Annotated in this window: 18 protein-coding genes; 14 read left to right on the top strand and 4 right to left on the bottom strand. The window is 49.2% G+C overall.

The window, feature by feature from the left end; translation table 11 throughout:
• The first annotated feature begins 123 nt into the window (after positions 1-123).
• From BM025_RS11955 to BM025_RS11940, 4 genes are all read left to right on the top strand, one after another.
• Positions 124-1,509 carry a phosphomannomutase gene (locus BM025_RS11955; RefSeq protein WP_085848005.1) on the top strand — a complete coding sequence of 462 codons (1,386 nt, stop codon included), beginning with the start codon at positions 124-126 and terminating at the stop codon, positions 1,507-1,509.
• A 626-nt stretch (positions 1,510-2,135) separates the two neighbouring features.
• Positions 2,136-2,705 (top strand): carboxymuconolactone decarboxylase family protein, encoded by a 570-nt coding sequence (locus BM025_RS11950; protein WP_085848006.1) that lies wholly within the window; start codon positions 2,136-2,138, stop codon positions 2,703-2,705.
• A 326-nt stretch (positions 2,706-3,031) separates the two neighbouring features.
• On the top strand, positions 3,032-3,682 hold the full coding sequence (locus BM025_RS11945; RefSeq protein WP_370738053.1) for a DsbA family oxidoreductase: 651 nt from the start codon (positions 3,032-3,034) through the stop codon (positions 3,680-3,682).
• A gap of 3 nt (positions 3,683-3,685) precedes the next feature.
• Entirely contained in the window at positions 3,686-4,285 is a 600-nt protein-coding gene (locus tag BM025_RS11940) for a TetR/AcrR family transcriptional regulator (protein ID WP_085848008.1), read from the top strand.
• Between the two features lie 59 nt (positions 4,286-4,344).
• On the opposite strand, the gene BM025_RS11935 is transcribed toward BM025_RS11940, so the two are convergent.
• Positions 4,345-5,112, bottom strand: coding sequence for an ABC transporter permease (locus BM025_RS11935; protein ID WP_085848009.1), 768 nt, complete (start codon positions 5,110-5,112; stop codon positions 4,345-4,347).
• Between the two features lie 131 nt (positions 5,113-5,243).
• Between BM025_RS11935 and BM025_RS11930 the strand changes: the two genes are divergently transcribed.
• The 7 genes from BM025_RS11930 (at position 5,244) to BM025_RS11900 (ending at position 12,235) form a co-directional block, all read left to right on the top strand.
• A complete protein-coding gene (locus BM025_RS11930; protein WP_085848010.1) occupies positions 5,244-6,485 on the top strand; it encodes a KpsE/RkpR family capsule polysaccharide export protein in 1,242 nt (413 codons plus the stop codon).
• Positions 6,486-6,487: 2 nt separating this feature from the next.
• Entirely contained in the window at positions 6,488-7,159 is a 672-nt protein-coding gene (locus BM025_RS11925; RefSeq protein WP_085848011.1) for an ABC transporter ATP-binding protein, read from the top strand.
• A gap of 85 nt (positions 7,160-7,244) precedes the next feature.
• Positions 7,245-8,141 (top strand): glycosyltransferase family 2 protein, encoded by an 897-nt coding sequence (locus BM025_RS11920; protein ID WP_170842186.1) that lies wholly within the window; start codon positions 7,245-7,247, stop codon positions 8,139-8,141.
• A 4-nt stretch (positions 8,142-8,145) separates the two neighbouring features.
• On the top strand, positions 8,146-8,853 hold the full coding sequence (locus tag BM025_RS11915; RefSeq protein WP_085848013.1) for a hypothetical protein: 708 nt from the start codon (positions 8,146-8,148) through the stop codon (positions 8,851-8,853).
• 6 nt (positions 8,854-8,859) lie between these two features.
• Complete coding sequence (locus BM025_RS11910) at positions 8,860-10,107, top strand: glycosyltransferase (protein WP_170842185.1); 1,248 nt, start codon at positions 8,860-8,862, stop codon at positions 10,105-10,107.
• 9 nt (positions 10,108-10,116) lie between these two features.
• Positions 10,117-11,154: a hypothetical protein gene (locus tag BM025_RS11905; RefSeq protein ID WP_085848015.1), complete on the top strand. Its 1,038-nt coding sequence runs from the start codon at positions 10,117-10,119 to the stop codon at positions 11,152-11,154.
• Positions 11,155-11,167: 13 nt separating this feature from the next.
• Complete coding sequence (locus tag BM025_RS11900) at positions 11,168-12,235, top strand: glycosyltransferase (protein ID WP_170842184.1); 1,068 nt, start codon at positions 11,168-11,170, stop codon at positions 12,233-12,235.
• 11 nt (positions 12,236-12,246) lie between these two features.
• Here BM025_RS11900 and BM025_RS11895 read toward each other — a convergent pair whose 3' ends face one another.
• The gene (locus BM025_RS11895; RefSeq protein ID WP_085848017.1) at positions 12,247-13,578 is read right to left on the bottom strand and encodes a GSCFA domain-containing protein; all 1,332 of its coding nucleotides are present in this window, start codon (positions 13,576-13,578) and stop codon (positions 12,247-12,249) included.
• Between the two features lie 120 nt (positions 13,579-13,698).
• Here BM025_RS11895 and BM025_RS11890 point away from each other — a divergent pair, with 120 nt between their 5' ends.
• Complete coding sequence (locus tag BM025_RS11890) at positions 13,699-14,556, top strand: glycosyltransferase family 2 protein (RefSeq protein WP_085848018.1); 858 nt, start codon at positions 13,699-13,701, stop codon at positions 14,554-14,556.
• Between the two features lie 18 nt (positions 14,557-14,574).
• Here the strand turns inward: BM025_RS11890 and BM025_RS11885 are convergent, their stop codons facing one another.
• Positions 14,575-15,339, bottom strand: coding sequence for a glycosyltransferase family 2 protein (locus tag BM025_RS11885; protein WP_170842183.1), 765 nt, complete (start codon positions 15,337-15,339; stop codon positions 14,575-14,577).
• 170 nt (positions 15,340-15,509) lie between these two features.
• Between BM025_RS11885 and BM025_RS11880 the strand changes: the two genes are divergently transcribed.
• Positions 15,510-18,323, top strand: coding sequence for a calcium-binding protein (locus BM025_RS11880; RefSeq protein WP_085848020.1), 2,814 nt, complete (start codon positions 15,510-15,512; stop codon positions 18,321-18,323).
• A gap of 87 nt (positions 18,324-18,410) precedes the next feature.
• Here BM025_RS11880 and trhO read toward each other — a convergent pair whose 3' ends face one another.
• On the bottom strand, positions 18,411-19,328 hold the full coding sequence (trhO, locus tag BM025_RS11875; RefSeq protein ID WP_085848021.1) for an oxygen-dependent tRNA uridine(34) hydroxylase TrhO: 918 nt from the start codon (positions 19,326-19,328) through the stop codon (positions 18,411-18,413).
• Between the two features lie 146 nt (positions 19,329-19,474).
• Here trhO and pncA point away from each other — a divergent pair, with 146 nt between their 5' ends.
• Entirely contained in the window at positions 19,475-20,074 is a 600-nt protein-coding gene (gene pncA / locus BM025_RS11870) for a bifunctional nicotinamidase/pyrazinamidase (RefSeq protein ID WP_085848022.1), read from the top strand.
• Positions 20,075-20,076 lie beyond the last annotated feature (2 nt).

Below are 20,076 nucleotides of genomic sequence, written 5' to 3'. Positions count from 1 at the left end.
TTCAAAATAATATTTACATAAAGACATTATGTTTCTTATCTAAACACACTTTGCATTTTGAAGTCTTAGCATTGCTGTTAAAGACGCATGGCATACAAAATCTCTGACGAAAGGCTTTCTAATATGGCTCCCTCTTTTGGCACCAGTGGCTTGCGCGGCCTCGTGATTGATTTAACCGAAGAGGTCGTATCAGATTACGTACATGCTTTTCTGACAACCGTTCCCGAGTGCAGCACGCTCTTTATCGGCCAAGATTTGCGCCCTTCGTCACCTGATATCGCCCAAATGATTTGCCGCACAGCCCTCAGCGCAGGTGTTGATGTTGTCGACTGCGGCGCGCTTGGCACGCCTGCTTTGGCCTTGGCGTCTATGTCTGCTGAAGCAGCCGCGATTATGGTGACAGGCAGTCACATCCCTGCGGACCGCAACGGGTTGAAGTTTTATGTGCCCCAAGGCGAAATCTCCAAAGCCGACGAGACCAAGATCAATACCGCCTATGCCAAACGCAGTCGTCGCACAGGTCCCCTTGGCACCCGTACCTCTTTGCCCGAGGCCGAGACGCGTTATGTGAAACGCTATATTGATGCCTTTGGCGCACAGGCGCTCAAAGGTCTGCGCGTGGGTGTTTATCGCCACTCGTCCGTCGCCCGCGACACGATTGAAACCATCTTAACAAACCTCGGTGCAGTTGTGGTGCCGTTGGCCAATTCAGACACATTTATTCCTGTCGACACAGAAGCCGTCGATGATCAAACTCGAGCCAATCTCATCAAGTGGAGCATAGATCACGCTCTTGATGCGGTGGCCTCAACAGATGGCGATGCAGACCGTCCCCTTTTAAGCGATGCGACAGGCAAAGTCATTCCAGGCGACGTGCTTGGGGTTTTGACAGCGCGCGTCTTGGCTGCAAAAACCGTGGTCACTCCAGTGTCTTCCAACGACATGGTGCGCAGATGTCCAGAGTTCGATCAGGTGGTTTTGACCCGTATCGGATCGCCTTTTGTGATTGCTGAGATGGAAAAAGCCAAAGCGCCCGCAGATCGCTGTGTGGGATTTGAGGCCAATGGTGGCTTTTTGCTGGGCTTTGATGCGATGCTATTAGGGCCGCTTGCGGCCCTGCCCACCCGTGATTGCATGCTGCCCATCATCGCGCCGTTATTTGCCGCCAAACAGCAAGACATTCCCTTAGCTGCACTTGTCACTGCCTTGCCGCAGTGCTTTACAGCCGCGGATCGATTGCAAGAGATCGACCGCGCCAAAGCCGCCATCTTTTTGAACGATCTGATTGAAAACACAGATCATCGCACAGCGTTCTTTGCCCCCTTTGGTGCCATCAAAAGTGTGGATCTGACCGATGGGTTGCGAGTTGATTTCGACAGCGGTGACGTGGTGCATCTGCGCCCTTCGGGTAACGCGCCTGAGTTTCGCATCTATGCGCAATCCAGCTCAGAGACCCGCGCAAAAACGCTAACATCACAGGTGCGCAGTGCTGTTGCCCCGCATCTATAGTGGCACCTTAACGCACACTTAATACAGTCCACGAAATGGTCCTTCGTTTCCTAACACCCGCGCTTGGGTCGTGATGAGGGTTTCTTTAATCGGCACTGTTTCGATGCCGCCTTTGTAGGGGCTTTTGATGTCTGGTTAAAGAAGCGCCAAGGCGAGAAATGTCAGCGGCGAAGTTTGTGGCGTTTTGTTTCGCATACGAAATGAAAATATTGAATAATTACGCAATAAAGTTTTCAAACTTCAGGGCAAAAATGCTCCCCTCAACATCGCGATCCAAAGATCACAACTGGCCCGACAGCTTCTATTGTTTGTGGATTTAAAGGGAGTATTTCTGGTTCATCTTATTGATGAGGAGATCGAGATGGTACAGACGCTTACTACATCGAAAGACGCCGTCGACAAGGTGGTGAGGAGTGCCTTTAGTATAGCGGATCAAGAATTCCTTGAAGCAGGCAAGTACCGATTGTCGGACTGCGCATAGCTCTTCCATGTATACGCATTGCTCCTCTCCATTGTTGTTTGTTGTTCACATTTGAGTGATTGCTCAAATATATTGTTGAGTAATCACTCAATTTACATATATGGACGTCATTGAATACGGAAATCCATTCCTGAAAGGACACACCATGGCAATCTTCCCGATCCACACTATCGAATCCGCTCCAGAAGCAGGTAAACCGCTTTTGGAAACCTCGCTTAAAAACAACGGTCGCATTCCGGGCCTGCACGGTACGATGGCCGATGCGCCACCGCTGCTCGCCGCTTATAACTTTGCCCACCAACAGTTCATGGCAACGACGCTGACAGACGAAGAAAAAACTGTTGTCTGGCAAACAATCAACGTCGAAAATAGCTGCCACTACTGCGTACCTGCCCACACAGGAATCGCGAAGATGATGAAAATTGACGATGCGATTACCGAAGCTTTGCGCAACGAAACACCTCTGCCGACTGCCAAACTTGAAGCTCTGCGCACTTTCACTTTGGCAATGATTCGTGATCGTGGTTTTGTAGCCGATGCCGATACGCAGGCGTTCTTGGACGCGGGTTTCACTGAAACCAACATCCTTGAAATCATCTTGGGTGCTGCGCAAAAGTTGATGTCCAACTACACCAACCACTTTGCAAAAACACCTGTGGACCAAGTGTTCCAAAAGTTCGCTTGGGAAAAGAAATCAACAATCGCCGCTGAATAATGAATTGCCGGGGTGGGTGACTGCTCCGGCAACCTTCTCTCTACCAAAAACCATCCTGTTTTTGCGCATTTGGATATCCTTCTGTGCTTTTCGACTATGGGTGATGGTCGCGGTGAACGCCCTGCTTACCCCGATAAGATGGCCAGTCTAGCTGTGCTTTTGTAGCACCGTGGTTTGACCAACTTATGTCAGGCTGCCGTGTCACCTTTGGGTGCCGCTAATTTTAATGCTAATTTTTGCCAACCCTATGGCAAATGGAGCTTATGAAACTTATCTCATTGTCTTGCTGGCGGTAAGCGTCAGGTTATAGGCCGCGATCGGAGCGTATGATAATGACCGAACCTTTACGTATCGACATTGTATCTGATGTTATGTGCCCTTGGTGCATCATTGGCTATCACCAGCTGTCGCGGGCGCTGGACGCTTCCGGCACCGACCACGAAATCCACTGGCATCCGTTCGAGTTGAACCCGAAAATGCCGCCCGAAGGGCAGAATACCCGCGAGCATATCATCGAAAAATACGGCAGTACGCCTGAACAATCCGAGCAATCACGCCAGCAGATGAAAGCACTGGGCGACAGTCTTGGGTTTGAGTTTGCTTGGGCCGAAGACTCTCGTATGCACAACACATTTAACACTCATCAGCTGCTTCATTGGGCCGAGACCCAAGGCCGCAAACACGACCTTAAATTGGCGTTGTTCACCGCTCATTTCACTGAACAACGTAACCTGTCTGACGATGATGTGTTGGCAGATGTGGCCGCTGAAATCGGACTGGATCGTGCGCAGGCCGCCGCCGTGCTAGACGATCAACGCTTTGCCAATGAGGTCCGCAGGGCCGAACAGTTCTGGCAAAAACAGGGCGTTTCCGGTGTGCCTGCCGTAGTGTTCGACCGCAAACACCTTGTCACTGGTGCGCAAGGCGTAGACAATTATACCAGTATTTTGTCGCAAATCGCCGAGATGAAAGGGTAAACCATGGCTCGTGCCGCAAATTATGATCGTGACGGCGCACTTGATGCAGCCATGATCCTCTTTTGGCGTAAGGGATATCACGCGACATCGCTTAAGGATCTGGAAGCGGCACTGCATATGAAGCCCGGCAGTATTTATGCCGCGTTTGAGAGCAAGGAAAACCTCTACCTTTTGGCGATTGAACGCTATTTTGAAGCATCTCTCAAAGGCTTTCGCGCAGAAATGTCCAAGGCTGTAACGCCGCTTGCTGGGTTGGCGGCACAGTTTCAAAACTATGCAAATCTTGCGCAGGAAGATTCTTCGCGACAGGCCTGTATGCTGATGAAGACCGTTGTTGATACTGCATCCACCGATCCCAAAATCGCTGCGGCATCGCTACGCTACCTTGACCAAATGTGCGGGGAGTTCGCCGAGGCTTTTGAAGCCGCTCGCGCTGCAGGCCAGCTACCGTGTGACGCGGATCCCATGCGCCTTGCACGGCGCTTTCAAGCGAATATATCTGCTTTGCGTGTGGAGTTGTTGAGAAAGACGCCTCAAGATGACATCTCAAAACTAGCCGCCGATATGGCGAAAGAGACGATGGCACTCGGGATATCACACTAAGTCGAGCACCAAGCATTGGTTGTTTTTATAATATGATCACGGTGTGTGAATGAGGCGCTTTAGCGCACTGAATTGTGGTATCTACGCAGCATCATTAACCCAAAAGCAGATAGGATCAGCGGCGGGGCAAAGAGATAGGTCAAAGACACATATGCCGCGTCATATGATGGGTAGAACCCTTTGCGCATAAGTCCGACGATGTGCACCAACGGATTGAACCAAAGCATGGATTTAAAAGGTTCTGGGACGCTATCAAACAAAAAGAAAATACATGAAATCATAAACATAGGCCGGTTTAGAATAGCCCACATGTTTTCCCACACTGGCACTTTCATGAAGGCAACGCTGTTGAAAATTCCAATTCCCACAGACAGGTTAAGTGTGGCTGCAATGGACAGCGCTATCCATTGAAAATCCAAATGTGCACGTGTTTCCACGGTCGCCATTATAAAGCCAAAGACAATGAAAAAGATTGTGATTTGAGTGATGGTATTCAATATCAGTCTGGCGAGAATGGCGTCCATGAACGTGACTGCGGGATAGGCCATCAGTTTTTCGCTAAAGGAAATAGATTTTGCAATCTTGCCTGAAAGATCTTTGTACATCGTAAAAGGCAGCATTCCCGTGGCATAAAACAGCGCAAAGCTGATGCCAAGTTGCGGCTGTCGAAATGCAATTGAGAAGAGTGCGGTCATAAGCGCAATGCCCGCAGCAGGTTCTAAAATAGCCCATATATAGCCGCCAGGTGATTTGCCGTAGTTTGTTGCCATTTCACGCGAAATGAGCGCCCAAACTGTTGCGAATGACCGTTTGAAAACAGTTACCATGAAAGCACCTAACGCGGATTTCTTCACTGATTAAAGTGAATGCGAATTAACCAATTAATCATGATTATGGGTCATTTTTCTTATCAAATATACAATGGCGACGATTTATTTGGTACAAAGGTGCTGATCACGTGCAAGATGGTGAAACCCATGCCCACCCAGAGACGCGTCAACCTGCGTCGGTCTCGGCGACAGCGCCAAAACGTAAGCGTAGGCCCCCTGCGCCAAGGCCAGAGATCATTGTCCGACCCTTGGCGCGCCGTGCCAAACCGCAGCGTCGACATATTGGCGCGGTCATTCTGTTGTGTCTTGGGGTCTTTTTGCCCACCGCAATCACGGCGGGTTACCTGTGGACGCAAGCGCGTGACCAATATGTGACTCGCATCGGCTTTTCTGTACGCAGTGCGCAAACGTCTCCTGCGCTCGAAGTTTTGGGTGGCATCAGCCAACTTTCAAGCGCCGACAGTACAGACACAGAGATCCTGTATGACTTTATTCAAAGCCAGCAATTGGTGCGGGAGATGGATGACAAATTGAATCTTGTCTCGGTTTATGGCTGCGATGAGGGCAATAAAGATTTCATTTTCTGCCTAAAGCAAGACCCCTCAATCGAAGATTTGCTCGCGTTTTGGAATAAGATGACCAAGATCGGTTATGATGGTGGCGCTGGTATTCTAGAAGTCGAAGTGCGTGCGTTTGATGCCGACAGCGCCGTGATTTTGGCCGAAGAGATGTTTGCGCAAAGCAGCGCTATGATTAACGATTTGTCGACGCAGGCCCGTTCTGATGCAACGTCGTATGCGCAAGATGATCTGGAAGTCGCTGTTGCGCGGCTTAAATCTGCGCGTAGAACGCTTGCAGAATTTCGAAATCAGACCCAAATTATTGACCCCGCTGCCGATATTCAGGGGCAGATGGGGGTTTTGACCTCTATGCAAACACAGTTGACCCAAGCGCTTATTAGTCGTGGTTTGCTAGAATTGTCTGCAACAAAAACTGATCCTCGCCTTGTTCAACTCAATTTAAAAATTGGCGTTATCGAAAAACAAATCGACATTCAACGCGGCAAGTTTGGCCTTGGGGATAGTGAAAACGGTGAAGCGCTTGCACAGCTTATGGGACGCTACGAAGAGTTAAGCGTCGAGGTTGAATTTGCTGAACAATCATATCTACAGGCACTTGATGCACTTGATAACGCCAATGGCGAGGCGCGGCGTCAAAGTCGGTATCTGGCAGCACATATCAAACCGACCCATGCGGATCGTCCCGAATATCCAAGAAAAATACTGCTCACAACATTGGTGGCGTTCTTTTCCTTCTTTGGCTGGATCATTCTTGTGATGGTCTATTATTCCCTACGAGATCGTAGGTAATTATGATTCAGATCTCAAACTTGACCAAGTCTTTTCGCAGCAAAGGCGCGCCACAGTATATTGTGAAAAATGCCAATTTGGACATTCCCGAGCGTAAGTGCTTGGGACTGTTAGGCCGCAATGGTGCTGGAAAATCGACACTTCTCAAAATCATTACAGGTACTTTGTTGCCCGAAAGCGGTGACGTCAAAATATCGGGAACAATTTCTTGGCCCGTCGGCTTTGCTGGTTCGTTTCATGGGGCGTTGACTGGGGCACAAAACACCCTCTTCGTCGCACGTGTGTATGGCATTGATACGGATGCACTCATAGATTTTGTTGAAGATTTCACAGAGCTTGGCCAGAATTTTCATATGCCAGTTCGCACCTATTCGTCTGGTATGAAGTCGCGACTTGCCTTTGCTGTCTCAATGGGAATCCCGTTTGATACTTATATCATTGATGAAGTGACATCGGTGGGGGATGCCGCATTTCGACAAAAAAGTAGCGCGGTTATTCGCGAACGTCTCAAGCATAGTGGGGCCATCGTTGTGTCTCACAGCATGGGAATGCTTCACGAACTGTGTGATTGCGGCGCGGTTTTGGAAAAGGGAAAGCTGGCATACTTTCCTGAAATTTCAGATGCGATTGCTGCACATGAGGCAAATATGAAAGCAAAAGATCATGAAAACTAAGGAAGCCCTATCGAAATAGAGGCCAGTTTCACCAAGGGCCGACAGAAAAAGTTGCCTATTTTTTCAATTGTAAGGAATGTTATTTTTGACCACACTTGATGTATTGATCCCACACTACAACGATTCCAGTGCCTTGGCGCTGTCGCTAGAGTCTATTGAAAATCAAACTTGGGCGGGTAGCAAACGTGTTATCGTTGTTGATGATGGTTCAGAGCGCGATGAACTGCAAAAAACTGAACAAGTTATTTTGCAAAGCTCCTTGAATATTGAATTGATCAAGAGCCCTGAAAACCTTGGGCGTCCGAAGACGCGTAATAAGCTTTTGGATGCCGCTGATGCCCCATTTTTGGCTTGGCTCGATGCGGGTGATATTTGGTACAAAGATAAAATTCAGTCGCAGTTCAATTGCTTGTACGACTTGGTGCACAAGGGCGATGATGTCGATACGCATTGGATCACGTGTAATTACGATTGGAAATGGGAAGGCAAGCGGCGGCGCAAGGTTGATCAAATTGCACGAGGCGACCAACTCAAAGAGCTTTTCATCGGCGACAAATTGCGGGCCTATCTTTGGACCCTTTTAGGCACACGTAAATCGTTTGAGCGCGCGGCCCGTTTTGATGAGCGCCTTTTGCGGTTGCAGGATTTGGACTATTTCATTTCTTTTGTACGCGCTGGCGGTCGGTTGGTGACGCCAAGCAATAGGAATTCGTTGTGCTGCTATTTCAAGTCAGACATTGGCAGAAATGCTGCTGAAATTCGCGGCTGCTACAATACCATTTTCAATAAGCACAACGCGGCTTTGCTAGAGTTTGGGCCGACGTTTACACAGCGCGCAAAATCTAAGGCAGACTTTGTGGCATCCCGCTTTGCGAAAAACAATTCAGAACATGGGTTGGCTATGGCTTACAAGTTTCACGCCTTCAAAAGTGATCCCCGATACGCATTGTTCCGTCTCAAACAATCTTTGAATCAAGGATAATATGATGAAAATTGCCGTTCTTTTGGGAAGTTTTGATTTGTTGAACCCGAGCATGCTGGATGCGGAAGCCTTTCAACATATTTTTGGGCAAGAATATCAGTTTTTTAAGATGCCTTGGGCCACCGGTAAACGTGATCAGACGTACAATAACGCTTTGCTTTCAAATGAAGACAGTCGTCTGATCAATGCTGCAGGTTACGCGATGAAGTACGATTTTGCCGATGATAAAATTCCGTTGCTCGTGTTCGTTGATGCACAAATATCTGATGTCGTGAGCTGTCTTAAAATGCTTCGCAAAGGTGCAAATTGCGAAACGCTTAACGTGACGCTTTTGAGCTTGCGCAGCAATACAACATACGCCGCGTCCGAGGCCACAAAGGCAGCTGCCCAAGAGTTGGTAACTGCTTCGATACAAGGTGTGGCCTTTACAGCTCCTATGACCGTTACAGTCGAAGACCTTGCAGCTTTAGATGTGCAACATTTGGTTAGAAAAAATTTAAAGATCCGCGACATTTCAACTAAGCTTCGTGACGCTTTGGAGCGTCGCGGCATGACTATGTCGCCAGATATAGCCAGAAAAAAGATCATGCGCATTCTGCGTCGTATGACTGAAGAAGGGATGCTCGTTGCGAAGGATAAACATGAAATATTTGCTGATGAACTGGCCGCTGCGATGATGCAGGATTTGACGCAATTCCTTGAAAAAGGGTGAATGATGATGTCACAACCCTCAGCTCGTAAAACACGGCTTTGCTTTGTTATTGATAAACTCGCAATGCGCAGCGGCGGTGCCGAGCGTGTGCTGATTGAAACTGCGAATGCCCTATATGATCGTGGGTATGCAGTTGAAATTGTGACCCATGAGGTGCGCGGAAAACCACCATTTTACCCGATGACCAAAGGTATTATTCGGTCAAACATCAGGCCGCGTAATCAACACAGGCCACGCCTTTGGCGTGTGCTTGGGCGGCTGCGCACAATGTTGCATCGCAATCGAACCTTTTTACCTGGCCTGGCGCATTTGCAGTGGGTCAGTCAGCATGCAAGCTTTCGCCACCGTCTTGCCAAGCATATAGATTCAGTTCGGCCTGATGTTGTGATTGCATTTTTGCCCCCTGCTGTGACCGCGCTCGGCTATGCAAAAATCACACACAAGCCACGTCTTTTCGCGTCGTTGCACAATGTACCAGAGCAAGATTTTGACAATCCGGAACGTTGGGACCCTAACCCTGTGGACCGTAAGTTACGTCGAAATGTATTGAGTCGATTTGATGGGATTGGCACTTTGTTGCCTGAATTCGTTGAGTGGTTTGATCCTGCTTTACGTGATAAAATTTTAGTCATGCCGAATGCCGCGCAACAGATTGATGCGGCATCTGTTGAGACTACAAAACGTGAAAGCGTCGTGGTCTCTGTCGGTCGGTTGGCCACGGTGAAGCAGCATGAAATTTTGATCAATGCGTGGAGCCTTCTGTATCGTGATTTTCCAGATTGGCGCTGTGATATTTACGGAGTTGGCCCCTTGAAAGATCAGCTGCGTGCACAAATTGATGCGCTAAATCTCAATAAAGTGGTGCACTTGCGCGGGGCCACGAAGGATATTGAAAGCGTGTATCTTAAAGCCTCTATCCTTGCTCACCCAGCCGAGTTTGAGGGGTTCGGTTTGGTGATTACAGAAGCTCTGTCTCACGGTGTTCCTGCGATCGGATTCGAGAATTGCTCTGGCTTTAATTACATTGTTGAACACGATGTGAGTGGCATTCATGTGCCCAGCCAAGGCGATCGATCCAAGAATTTTGCGGTTGCGTTGGCGCGGTTGATGAACTTGCCCCAAGAACAACGTCGACTGGCGACGGCGGGGCGTGAGCGGGTAAATGACTTTGCGCCCGATAAGATCACAGATGTTTGGGAGCAAGCCATTCATGGGACTTATGGTCGCGAAAATCACGATAAACAGGCGAACTGAGGTATATTTATGGGGCGTTTGATCCTTCATATCGGCACACATAAAACAGGCACCACCTCTATTCAGCGGGGGTTGTCTCGCAACCGTGAGGTGCTCAAAGAAAATGGCATTTGGTATCCAAATTATGATCTGATCAACAAACGTGGCCACTATGCCCACATTGGAATCGCCAACGCATTTTCGGGCGCACACCCCGATTTAACCCGAAAAGACGCTGTGAATTTTTTCGCGCACGTTGCTGAGAAATCCAAAAACTACGACACAACGATTATCAGCGCGGAATCATTTTTCCGCCACGTCTCTATGGGCGCAGATGGTCAGCCACAAAAGATACCTGGTCTCGCTGAAAATTATTGGCCCAAGCGGATAGATTATATTCGCGAAGTTCGCGATCATTTTCCCGTGGATGACATTGAAATCGCCATGGTTGTGCGGCGGCAAATTGAATACGGGCAATCTTTGTACCAAGAGCACATCAAAACCAGCGGATATCGAGGCGATTTTTCTGAGTTCCGTAACTGCTTTTGGCATCGGTTTGATTACCTGAGGCAAGCTCGTGCTTGGGCACAAGTATTTGGCAAGCTGCATGTGCTTAGGTTCGAAGATTTGATCAAAGCGGATAACATTTTGGATGAATTTGGTACGGGCATCGATGTTGCCCTGTCTGGTCTATCGTCGGTGCCGGTCGAAAATGCATCGTTGTCGCCGGATTTAGTGGTTTGGAAACGTATGATGAATGGGCGTGTTGACGCGAAAACATTGCGCAAAGATATTGAAAAACTCGGGTCGTCTACTGCCCTTCGTGAGTTTTTCAAATCGATGCCCAAGCGCTCTCTTTTTCAAGATAAAGAGGATGCATTAGATTTTTATGCGCAATACGTGGATGCCAATGAACTTTTAAAGTATGAATTCATGCCTAAAGAGGCTCAAAATGCGCCGATGTTCAAAGAAGAGTTTAACGATGATTTGGCCTTTGGAGACTCTTTACATCCTCAGTTTTTAAATCAACTTACCAAATTCCTTCTATCCGCTGGGCAAAATGGGTAAGGTGGAAATTAGCGTGCGCCATCGCATCTGTTTTGTCACAGATAGTGTCGATGGCGGCGGAATTGGGACAGTGTTTTTGTCATTGTCTCAAGAGTTGACCGCCATTGGTTGTTACGTTGATCTGGTTCTGTTTGCGCCGCCGATATGCGCTGTCCCAGAGGGCGTGAATGTGGTTGTGCTACACACAAGAGCGCGGTGCGCGGTCTTTCATCTTGCGCGACAGTTTCGTAAGGCACAGCCTGATTTGATTGTGTCCGCTCGTGACTATGTCAATCTTACTGTCTTGTTTGCGCGGACCTGTGCTGGGCAAGGTAAAACGCCGTTGGTGTGGTCGTTTCATACACACCAAACGCTTGATACAAAAAGTAAAAATGTAGCTCAACGCGCGATGGATTGGGTGTCTAGGTCGCTTTCAAAATTTGTGAATCATTTGGTGGCTGTTTCGGACGGTGTCGCACGAGATATGGAAGAGCGCGCTCGTTTGCCGAATGGGTATGTTAAAACTATCTACAACCCAGTTGGCGTTCCACTTTTGAAACTTCAAATCGCACATCCATGGTTGGCGCAACCGCAAGTCCCCGCCATCGTTGCGTGCGGCCGTTTGGTGCCACAAAAAGACTTTCAAACATTGATTTCAGCGTTTGTTCAACTGCGCAAAACGCATGCGGTACGGTTACTTATATTGGGCGAGGGGCCCTTACGTAATCAACTGCAGCATCAGATTGATCAAACTTTATTTGCGGGCGACATTCAGCTTTTGGGTTATGTTGAAGACCCCGTTGCATTCATGAAAGATGCAGCATGCTTTGTCTCTTCGGCCCAATGGGAAGGTTTCGGAATGGCGATTGCAGAAGCCATGGCCGTTGGGTGCCCTGTTGTTGCAACCGACTGCCCCTCTGGTCCAAGGGAGGTTTTGGCAGATGGCGCCTATGGCACTTTGGTGCCTGTCGCAGACACAGATGCGCTGGCGAAAGCGCTGGCCTGCACATTGGACAGCGTGCATGATCCGCGCCCCGCACAGGCCTCATTGGTTCGCTTTGATCCAAGGGTGATTGCGCAAGCTTATTTGGAACTCATCTAAGATAGGTGTTCTTAGGCTGCGGACAAATTAAGGCATTTATTGGCCAGAGTGCTGTCAGGGTCTTTGTCGAGCACAGCTTGGGCATAGATTTTCAATTCTTTTTCAAGATTACAACGTGGAAAAATATGGGCGATGCTGCGCAAATGCCTATGAATGCGCAGGGGGCGTTTCATAATTTCTTTTGCAATGAGATGCACTTTTTTGCGATTTTCAATGCGCCATGAGTTGCGCAGATAGATGTTGAGTTGATCATCTGACAGTGCCGCAATATCCGGATTGAGCTTGTCCAGTGCTACGAATGCTGGTGTGCTTTTCGTGGTTTTTTCTGTGCCCAAAGCGATGGCTGATTGTTGAATCAAGGTCGCCGTTTTGTCTGTGATGTCGAAGTAATGCGCAGTCAATCTTTGAACGATTTTGCCTACAAACCCATCGCGGATATGGCGTAAATCGTCTTCAAATGCGATGCCGTTTGGAGAGAGCACAACACTTTCGTAACTTGGGAAATAGTCCACCCGTTCATAATCGGATACCAGTTTTCCAACGGCGCTGCGCAGGGTGGATTTAGACAACATATTTGCCGTGATAACGTCTTGATCCGTAAATGTAGTATTCAACGGAACAGGCGAAACTGTTGTGATAATTGCTACATCTGAATTTAGTTCTTTGAGCACCTCAACAGTACGGCGCATGAAGCCCAAGCAGGCCTCGTGATCCAAGTTTACAAAGTCATAATTAGCAGCTTTGCGCAGCAATTGCCGCGAAGCAGGCGCTTGGTGAATGTGCAAACCCGTCTGTGTATCTTCCCAGCTTTCCGTCAAGCCGAATGTTAATGCAACCAAATCTGCCGAAAACGCGTGGGCATACACATCATAAATGTCTTTGCGGCGTTCAAGAAAACGCTCTGGTGTCACGGGCACAAAGCCCCCCAAATGCATATCGACGACTTGGGTGTCTGATATATCCATGCGCATTTGATCTGCATCGCTTGGTATAAATCCGTCACCGCGTTTAAAGATTTGCGCGGCCCATTCAATCTCTTGGCAAACTGCTGCAGGGGTGTATTTGTTCAAAATTCCGTTTCTACGCAGCCCTGGCCATTCGGTATTGGGCACTGAGAACTGTAGCGTAGGCAGCTGAAATCCAAGCAGCGAGAGTTGTTCTTCGATGTTGCGGGCAAAACAACTGCCAACGGTGAACACTTTGGCACCAGATTTCACCTTAAAGCTCGCGTTGATTGCGGGCCATGTTTCAGGGGTAATGCGGGGCTTTGCGTTACTCCATGATGAATTTTCAGATCTGCGCTTGAGTGCATCGCGCGCGTTAAACCGGTCAAAGTGTTGCATAGAAAAGAAAAACTCCGCGTAAATGGAACGTCAACCTATATCCCTTACATGTCTAATCGCGACGGGATGGATAATGAGTATGGTAGTTCTGCTTAAATAAGGGTTAATTTTGTGTCGGATATGCCAAAGCTGAGTGTTGTTATCCCCGTTTATGATCAATGGGATATGCTGCCAAATATGCTGAACGCATTGCGACATCAGTCCTTAGATCAAGCGGCGTTTCATGTGGTCGTTGTGGCGAATGAACCTGTGCCAGCCCAGTTTGATCGCACAGTTTTGGCCCCGAATGTGCAATTGAAAGATTGCCTGACAGCCGGATCTTACGCTGCGCGCAATGTCGGAATTTCTGTATGCCGTGCAACACACATTGTTTTTACTGACGCTGACTGTGTTCCTGAACCTGACTGGTTGGACGTCATTTCGAAGGCCGTTTTACAAAATCCAAACATGCTTTTGGCGGGTCGGATATCTATGGTGCCTGCTGCACAAGCGACTCTTTGGTCCACCTACGACGAACTGCGGGGCATTCCGCAAGATCGTTATGTCCGCAACGGATATGGAGCATGCGCAAACTTATGTGTGCCACGTGTCGCCATTGATGAATGTGGTGAGTTTGATGCTGCACGCTTGTCTGGCGGCGATGCGGCTTTATGTCGGTTGGCAGCCACAAAAGGCTACCCAATCACATATCTCGATGGTGCTGTTGTCACTCATAAGGCCCGCTGCAGCTTTGGTGAGATGGCGCGAAAAGCACGCCGTATTCGCGGCGGGCAGGTGCGTAATGGGGTTTTAAAGCGACGTCTTTTATGGATATTTGTCGGTCTTTTTCCACCAGCTCGCGAAACGTGGCGTTTTGTCAAAGCACCTGTGTCTTTGGGCAAGCGCGCTCGTGCGGTTCTTGGGCTTTATATTTTGTGGTTGGTCGGCATTCTTGAAACCATCCGCCTTTTGGCTGGCGCTTCACCTGAGCGGCGATAATATTCTGTATATGAAAGTTTACTTACCACGTTTGAGGTTTGAATTTTTCACAAGCGTACGCCCCAAATAGTTTGCATAGGACCAAATCGATCGAGCGAACGTCAAATTGGGTACCGTTTTATAAACACCCCATGTCGCGATTGCAGACCGTAGTTTTGATCCAGATAAAGACGCCGCATGTCGCCGGTATCGTGTAAGATGTGCGTCCAAACCAAGACACGCGTCGTACGTTGTTAAGATGGTCAGCCAGAGTGCATAATCTTGACGCATCTTTAACGCTGGAAATCTATGTTTCCCCAAAACGCGACGCGATATCATCACCGTCGATGTGCCAATCGTGTTGCACAGCAAAAGTTGATCTCTCGTGGTGCGCGCGGGTGCAATGCGTGCGCTTATTTTTCTGCCTTGCTGATCGATGACATCAAAGCTGGTACAGCTAAAACCACTGTGCGCGCTTTGCATAAAACCAAGTTGATCGACCAGCTTGGTGGACCCCCAGACATCATCCGCATCCAAAAAGGCGATATACGCCCCATTTGCCATATCAAGTCCATGATTGCGGGCGGCAAAGACCCCCTGGCTTTCAGAGTGGCGTATCACATGTATACGCGGATCGCCCTGTGCGGCTTGCTGTAAAATATATGGGCTTTCGTCCGTTGATCCGTCATCAATTGCAATCAATTCCCAATCTTGATGGGTCTGCGCCAAGACAGACGCAAGCGTCTCGTCTAAAAACGGCTCTGCATTGAACACAGGAAGTATGATCGAAATCTTCGAAGTCATTGCGGATCCCATGCTTGCTCTACGCGCTCACTCTAAGGGCACGTACATAAATGTCCAAGCCATCCATTTTTAATCAAGTTGTCGGTAAACGCCCGAGTTTTGCCTTGCTTGAGTGAGGTTTGGGTAACTGTGTTCCTATAATTTCTAAACTTTAGAAACTGTGAGGGCGTATGTCGTATTTTTCAAGCCTTGGAGAATTTGCCAGCGACGTTGAGGCATTCGACTATGATATATCTGAGATTCATTTCTTGGATGGCCCGAGTGGGAGTCTTGCTGTCGCGTTGAATGGCGCAACGGGCGGCTTGATGTCTTTTGATGTTCTGGACGATGGCACGTTTGATTTCATCACAGCACGGTCTTTTCGCAGTGGATCGCGCGACTTTCAAACAGTTCAGACCGCGGTGGTTACCGTGTATGGCAACGATTTTGTTGTCACAGGGGCCGCGCCAGATGGGACCTTTTATGGTTATCTTGTCGGTGATGATGGCAGTATTTCTAAGCTTAAAGAATTGCCCGCAACCTCTGGTGCGTCAGGGGATATCATTGCTCTTGTGCCGCTTGAAAATGATGGAAACGTGGCACAAATCATCACCTTTACCGACGAAGGGCATGTGCAAATCCGTTCTATGACCTCAGTTGGCGAAAGCCTTGAGGGCGCTCAAACTATAGACTTGTTCCAAGCCGATATTGCGCATTTGGAAGTCGTTCAAAATGGCAGTGAAACGTTCATTTTGACCACAGAACATCTGACGGGCGATGTCGTATCCTATAGCTATGATGCCTCGACACAGACCACCGAAGAAGTCGGCAGAAGCGGCGCATCGGTTGGCGTTGGTATGGGAACACCGACAGATTTCACGACAATTACGGTGGGTGATGTCACTTACGTTGTCGCCGCGTCTTCGACATCAAGTTCGTTGTCTGTCTTTGAGGTCAAGCCTGACGGATCCTTGCGAGCCACAGACCATGTACTCGACACGCTGTATACGCTTTTTGGCCGCGCCAATATGGTTGAAAGCTTTGAAGCGAATGGCAATTCTTTCATCGCGGTGTCAGGCGGCGATGCGGGACTTAGTCTATTCACTGTCATCCCAGGCGGGCAGTTGGTTTTGGTCGAAAATTTCAACTCCTCCAACGACACTCCCTTGATGAATCTGTCATCAATTTCGGTGACACAAGATGGCGATACAGTGAGCCTTCACCTAACATCAGAAACGCGCGCCGGCATCACATCGCTCTCATTCGATGTCGGGTCATGGAGTGCCCCGCAATACGGCGATAATAGCGATAGCTCCCTCACGGGCAGCGGTGGTGACGATGTTCTTGTGGGCGGCGCGGGTGATGAACTTCTGCATGGCAACGCAGGCGACGATATTCTAAGTGACGGACGGGGCACAGACAGGCTTTACGGCGGATCTGGCGCAGATGTGTTTGTTATGACCTCGGATGACGTCATGGATACCATTGAAGACTTCGAAGCGGGCAAAGACCGTGTCGATCTATCTGATTATTCCATGCTCTATTCACCTGACCAGCTTACATACAGCAACTTGAGTGGTGGTTTGTCGCTGTGGTTTGGGAACGAGCGTTTAGATATTTTATCCAACACAGGGTACGAGCTGACCATCGCCCAAATTTTTGGCATGCATTTCATCAATCCAGACCGTCCCTTTTTGGCAAACGTTGGTGAAATATTTGGCTCCAGTGATGACGATGTCATCTTTGGCTCAAAGCTGAGTGAACTGATCCAAGGCATGCACGGCGACGACAATATCAGTGGCGGCGAGGGTGGCGATACAATTCTTGGCGGTGATGGCGATGACATACTGTGCGGTGAAGATGGGGCTGACGAAATCTATGGTGGCACTGGCAACGACACCGTTGATGGCGGCAATGGACAAGACCTCGTTTACCTAGGTGACGGCAGTGATAGCTTTTTAGACAGTGATCAAACCGGAACTGACGGCAAAGACACGGTCTATGGCGGCAGTGGCAACGATAGGATTGCAGGCGGTGGGGGCGACGATACCTTTTATGGGGGCAGTGGTTCGGATTACCTGTACGGCGGCGCCGATAACGATACGCTCGATGGGGGTGATGGCTGGGATCGCTTGTATGGCCAAGATGGCAATGATGTCATGTATGGCGGTGAAGGAACCGACTTTTTGTACGGTGGTACAGGCAACGACATCATGCACGGTGAGGAGGGCAACGACACGATGAACGGCGGTGATGGCAACGATATACTGCGCGGTGGACTTGGTAATGACACCATAGATGGCGGCAACGATCGAGATTCTATGTCGGGCGACGCGGGAAACGACACTCTCAGTGGCGGCTCTGGTGGTGACCGAATTTGGGGGGGGACGGGTAACGATGTTCTGAATGGCAACGATGGCTGGGACCGTCTTTTTGGCCAAGAGGGCGATGACACGCTCAACGGCGATGCGGGCAATGACTACTTATACGGTGGTGCTGGTATGGACGTGATTAGCGGCGGTACGGATAATGATATTATTTCCGGCAATGAAGATGCGGATGCGTTGTACGGTGATGATGGTGCAGACCGTGTATATGGCGGGGATGGCGGGGATCACATTGATGGCGGTGCACACCGTGATCGTTTGTATGGTCAAGACGGTGATGACACGATCATCGGCGGAGATGGGTCAGATTATCTGTACGGTGGGAATGGCAATGATGATCTAAATGGTGGCGGTGGAGTGGATGTTCTTTCGGGGAATTCCGGCGCTGATAGATTTATCTTTGAACAGGGCTTTGGCCGTGATGCCGTGCAGGATTTTGACGTGACCGAAGATCAGGTGGTGTTCGACATAGACGGTATGAGTGTCGACGATTTGGCGCTTTCAGAGGCGTCGGGGACTTTGTCATTCACATACGAAAGCAATGGGCGACTTGATACGGTCACGTTCAAGGGGCTGTCTTTGAGTGATTTTGACGACATGGATATCGTGTTCGTATAAATCCATTTTACGCAGTTGAACGCTAGATCAGCTTTCATCCGCGCTGCCATTGCCCGCAGGATATGCATTATCTTTTTGGATTTAATTTCAAGCCAGTCTTGTTCGACCAAGATGACGTTCACCGCGTTCAGTTGAAAGTGCCATTTGTTTTTGGCGCTCACGGAACCGTTCTTTGCGATCTTCGTCAAATTCGTTAACGCATTGATGACATGATACGCCCGCCTCAAACTCTGCACGCTTTTTGTCTTCGGGCAAAATAGGACGGCGACACGCATGGCACAGCTCATGCGGTCCTTCGGTCAACCCATGTCCGATGGACACACGTTGATCAAAGACAAAACATTCCCCTTCCCAAAGACTTTTCTCTTCGGGCATGTCTTCAAGGTATTTCAAGATGCCACCTTTTAGGTGAAACACATCTTCAACGCCTTGTTGCATCAAATAATTGGTCGATTTTTCGCAGCGAATACCGCCGGTACAGAACATCGCGATGCGCTTGTTGTGAAAGCGATCTTTGTTTTCTTCCCACCATTTCGGGAAATCACGAAAGGTCGGCGTCTTGGGGTCAATCGCGCCTTTAAACGTGCCGATACCGACTTCGTAATCATTGCGGGTGTCGATCACGGCGACATCAGGCGCGGAAATCAATTCGTTCCATTCCTCAGGCGTGCAGTAGTTGCCCACAGCCGCGCGCGGGTCGACATTGGGTTGCCCCATGGTGACGATCTCTTTTTTCAGCCGCACTTTGATTTTACCAAAGGGCTGATCTTGCGCTGTTGATAGTTTGTATTCGAAATCCGCACATCCCGGCAAACTGCGGATATGGGCGATCATACGGTCTACTGCAGCAGGCGTGGCCCCCGCGATCGTGCCGTTGATACCCTCATGTGCGATGAGCAATGATCCGGTGATCCCCTCAGTTTGGCACAGGTCCAAAAGCGGCCCCTGAATATCTGCAGGGGTTTCGAAACGGGTGAAGTGATATAGGGCGCAAACTGTATACATATGCTTCAAATACGCCCGTCGCGCGCGCAGATCAAGTGGGGGATCTGCGGCGTGCTGTCACTGATATATGCGGGTATATCTTGACCTCTTGCCTGTGCTTGCTACCACTGATCCAAACACCAGATATTTATGCAGAAAGACAGACCATGCGCCCAGCCAATCACGCTCTGATCGTTATCGATGTTCAAAACGACTTTTGCCCCGGTGGTGCATTAGCTGTCAGCGGCGGGGATGAGATCGTCGCAGGTGTGAACGCGTTGATGGATGACTTTTCTGTTGTGATTTTGACCCAAGATTGGCATCCGCGCGAGCACAGTTCATTTGCCAGCAGTCACAGCGCTGAACCATTTACCACGTTTGAGGCGCCATATGGCACGCAAGTGTTGTGGCCGGATCATTGCATTCAGGGCACCGATGGCGCGGCGTTTCACCCCGCGCTGAGAACTGATGGTGATCTGATTATTCGCAAAGGGTACACACCGAGCATCGACAGCTATTCGGCATTTTTTGAAAATGACAAAACAACCCCCACAGGGCTTGAGGGCTATCTGCACACGCGTGGCATAGATACTGTGACACTCGTTGGTCTGGCCCTAGATTACTGCGTCAATTTTTCCGCCCAAGACGCTGCCAAACTGGGGTTTAAAACCACGGTCATCACAAAGCTTTGCCGTGCGATTGATCCTACAACGGAATCTGCTGCCCGCGCTGATATGGCGGAGCTTGGTGTTGTGCTGGTCGATTGACA

The sequence above is a fragment of the Pacificibacter marinus genome (assembly GCF_900109555.1).
Classification (GTDB): Bacteria; Pseudomonadota; Alphaproteobacteria; order Rhodobacterales; family Rhodobacteraceae; genus Celeribacter; species Celeribacter marinus_C.
The sequence above is the reverse complement of the archived record's forward strand: the minus strand, read 5'-3'. Positions and strand labels throughout refer to the sequence as shown.

Bases quoted from the DNA above. Each gene is read 5' to 3' on its own strand.
- BM025_RS11955 (WP_085848005.1), top strand. From the start codon at position 124: ATGGCTCCCTCTTTTGGCACCAGTGGCTTGCGCGGCCTCGTGATTGAT.
- BM025_RS11950 (WP_085848006.1), top strand. From the start codon at position 2,136: ATGGCAATCTTCCCGATCCACACTATCGAATCCGCTCCAGAAGCAGGT.
- BM025_RS11945 (WP_370738053.1), top strand. From the start codon at position 3,032: ATGATAATGACCGAACCTTTACGTATCGACATTGTATCTGATGTTATG.
- BM025_RS11940 (WP_085848008.1), top strand. From the start codon at position 3,686: ATGGCTCGTGCCGCAAATTATGATCGTGACGGCGCACTTGATGCAGCC.
- BM025_RS11935 (WP_085848009.1), bottom strand. From the start codon at position 5,112: ATGGTAACTGTTTTCAAACGGTCATTCGCAACAGTTTGGGCGCTCATT.
- BM025_RS11925 (WP_085848011.1), top strand. From the start codon at position 6,488: ATGATTCAGATCTCAAACTTGACCAAGTCTTTTCGCAGCAAAGGCGCG.
- BM025_RS11915 (WP_085848013.1), top strand. From the start codon at position 8,146: ATGAAAATTGCCGTTCTTTTGGGAAGTTTTGATTTGTTGAACCCGAGC.
- BM025_RS11910 (WP_170842185.1), top strand. From the start codon at position 8,860: ATGTCACAACCCTCAGCTCGTAAAACACGGCTTTGCTTTGTTATTGAT.
- BM025_RS11905 (WP_085848015.1), top strand. From the start codon at position 10,117: ATGGGGCGTTTGATCCTTCATATCGGCACACATAAAACAGGCACCACC.
- BM025_RS11895 (WP_085848017.1), bottom strand. From the start codon at position 13,578: ATGCAACACTTTGACCGGTTTAACGCGCGCGATGCACTCAAGCGCAGA.
- BM025_RS11890 (WP_085848018.1), top strand. From the start codon at position 13,699: ATGCCAAAGCTGAGTGTTGTTATCCCCGTTTATGATCAATGGGATATG.
- BM025_RS11885 (WP_170842183.1), bottom strand. From the start codon at position 15,339: ATGACTTCGAAGATTTCGATCATACTTCCTGTGTTCAATGCAGAGCCG.
- BM025_RS11880 (WP_085848020.1), top strand. From the start codon at position 15,510: ATGTCGTATTTTTCAAGCCTTGGAGAATTTGCCAGCGACGTTGAGGCA.
- trhO (WP_085848021.1), bottom strand. From the start codon at position 19,328: ATGTATACAGTTTGCGCCCTATATCACTTCACCCGTTTCGAAACCCCT.
- pncA (WP_085848022.1), top strand. From the start codon at position 19,475: ATGCGCCCAGCCAATCACGCTCTGATCGTTATCGATGTTCAAAACGAC.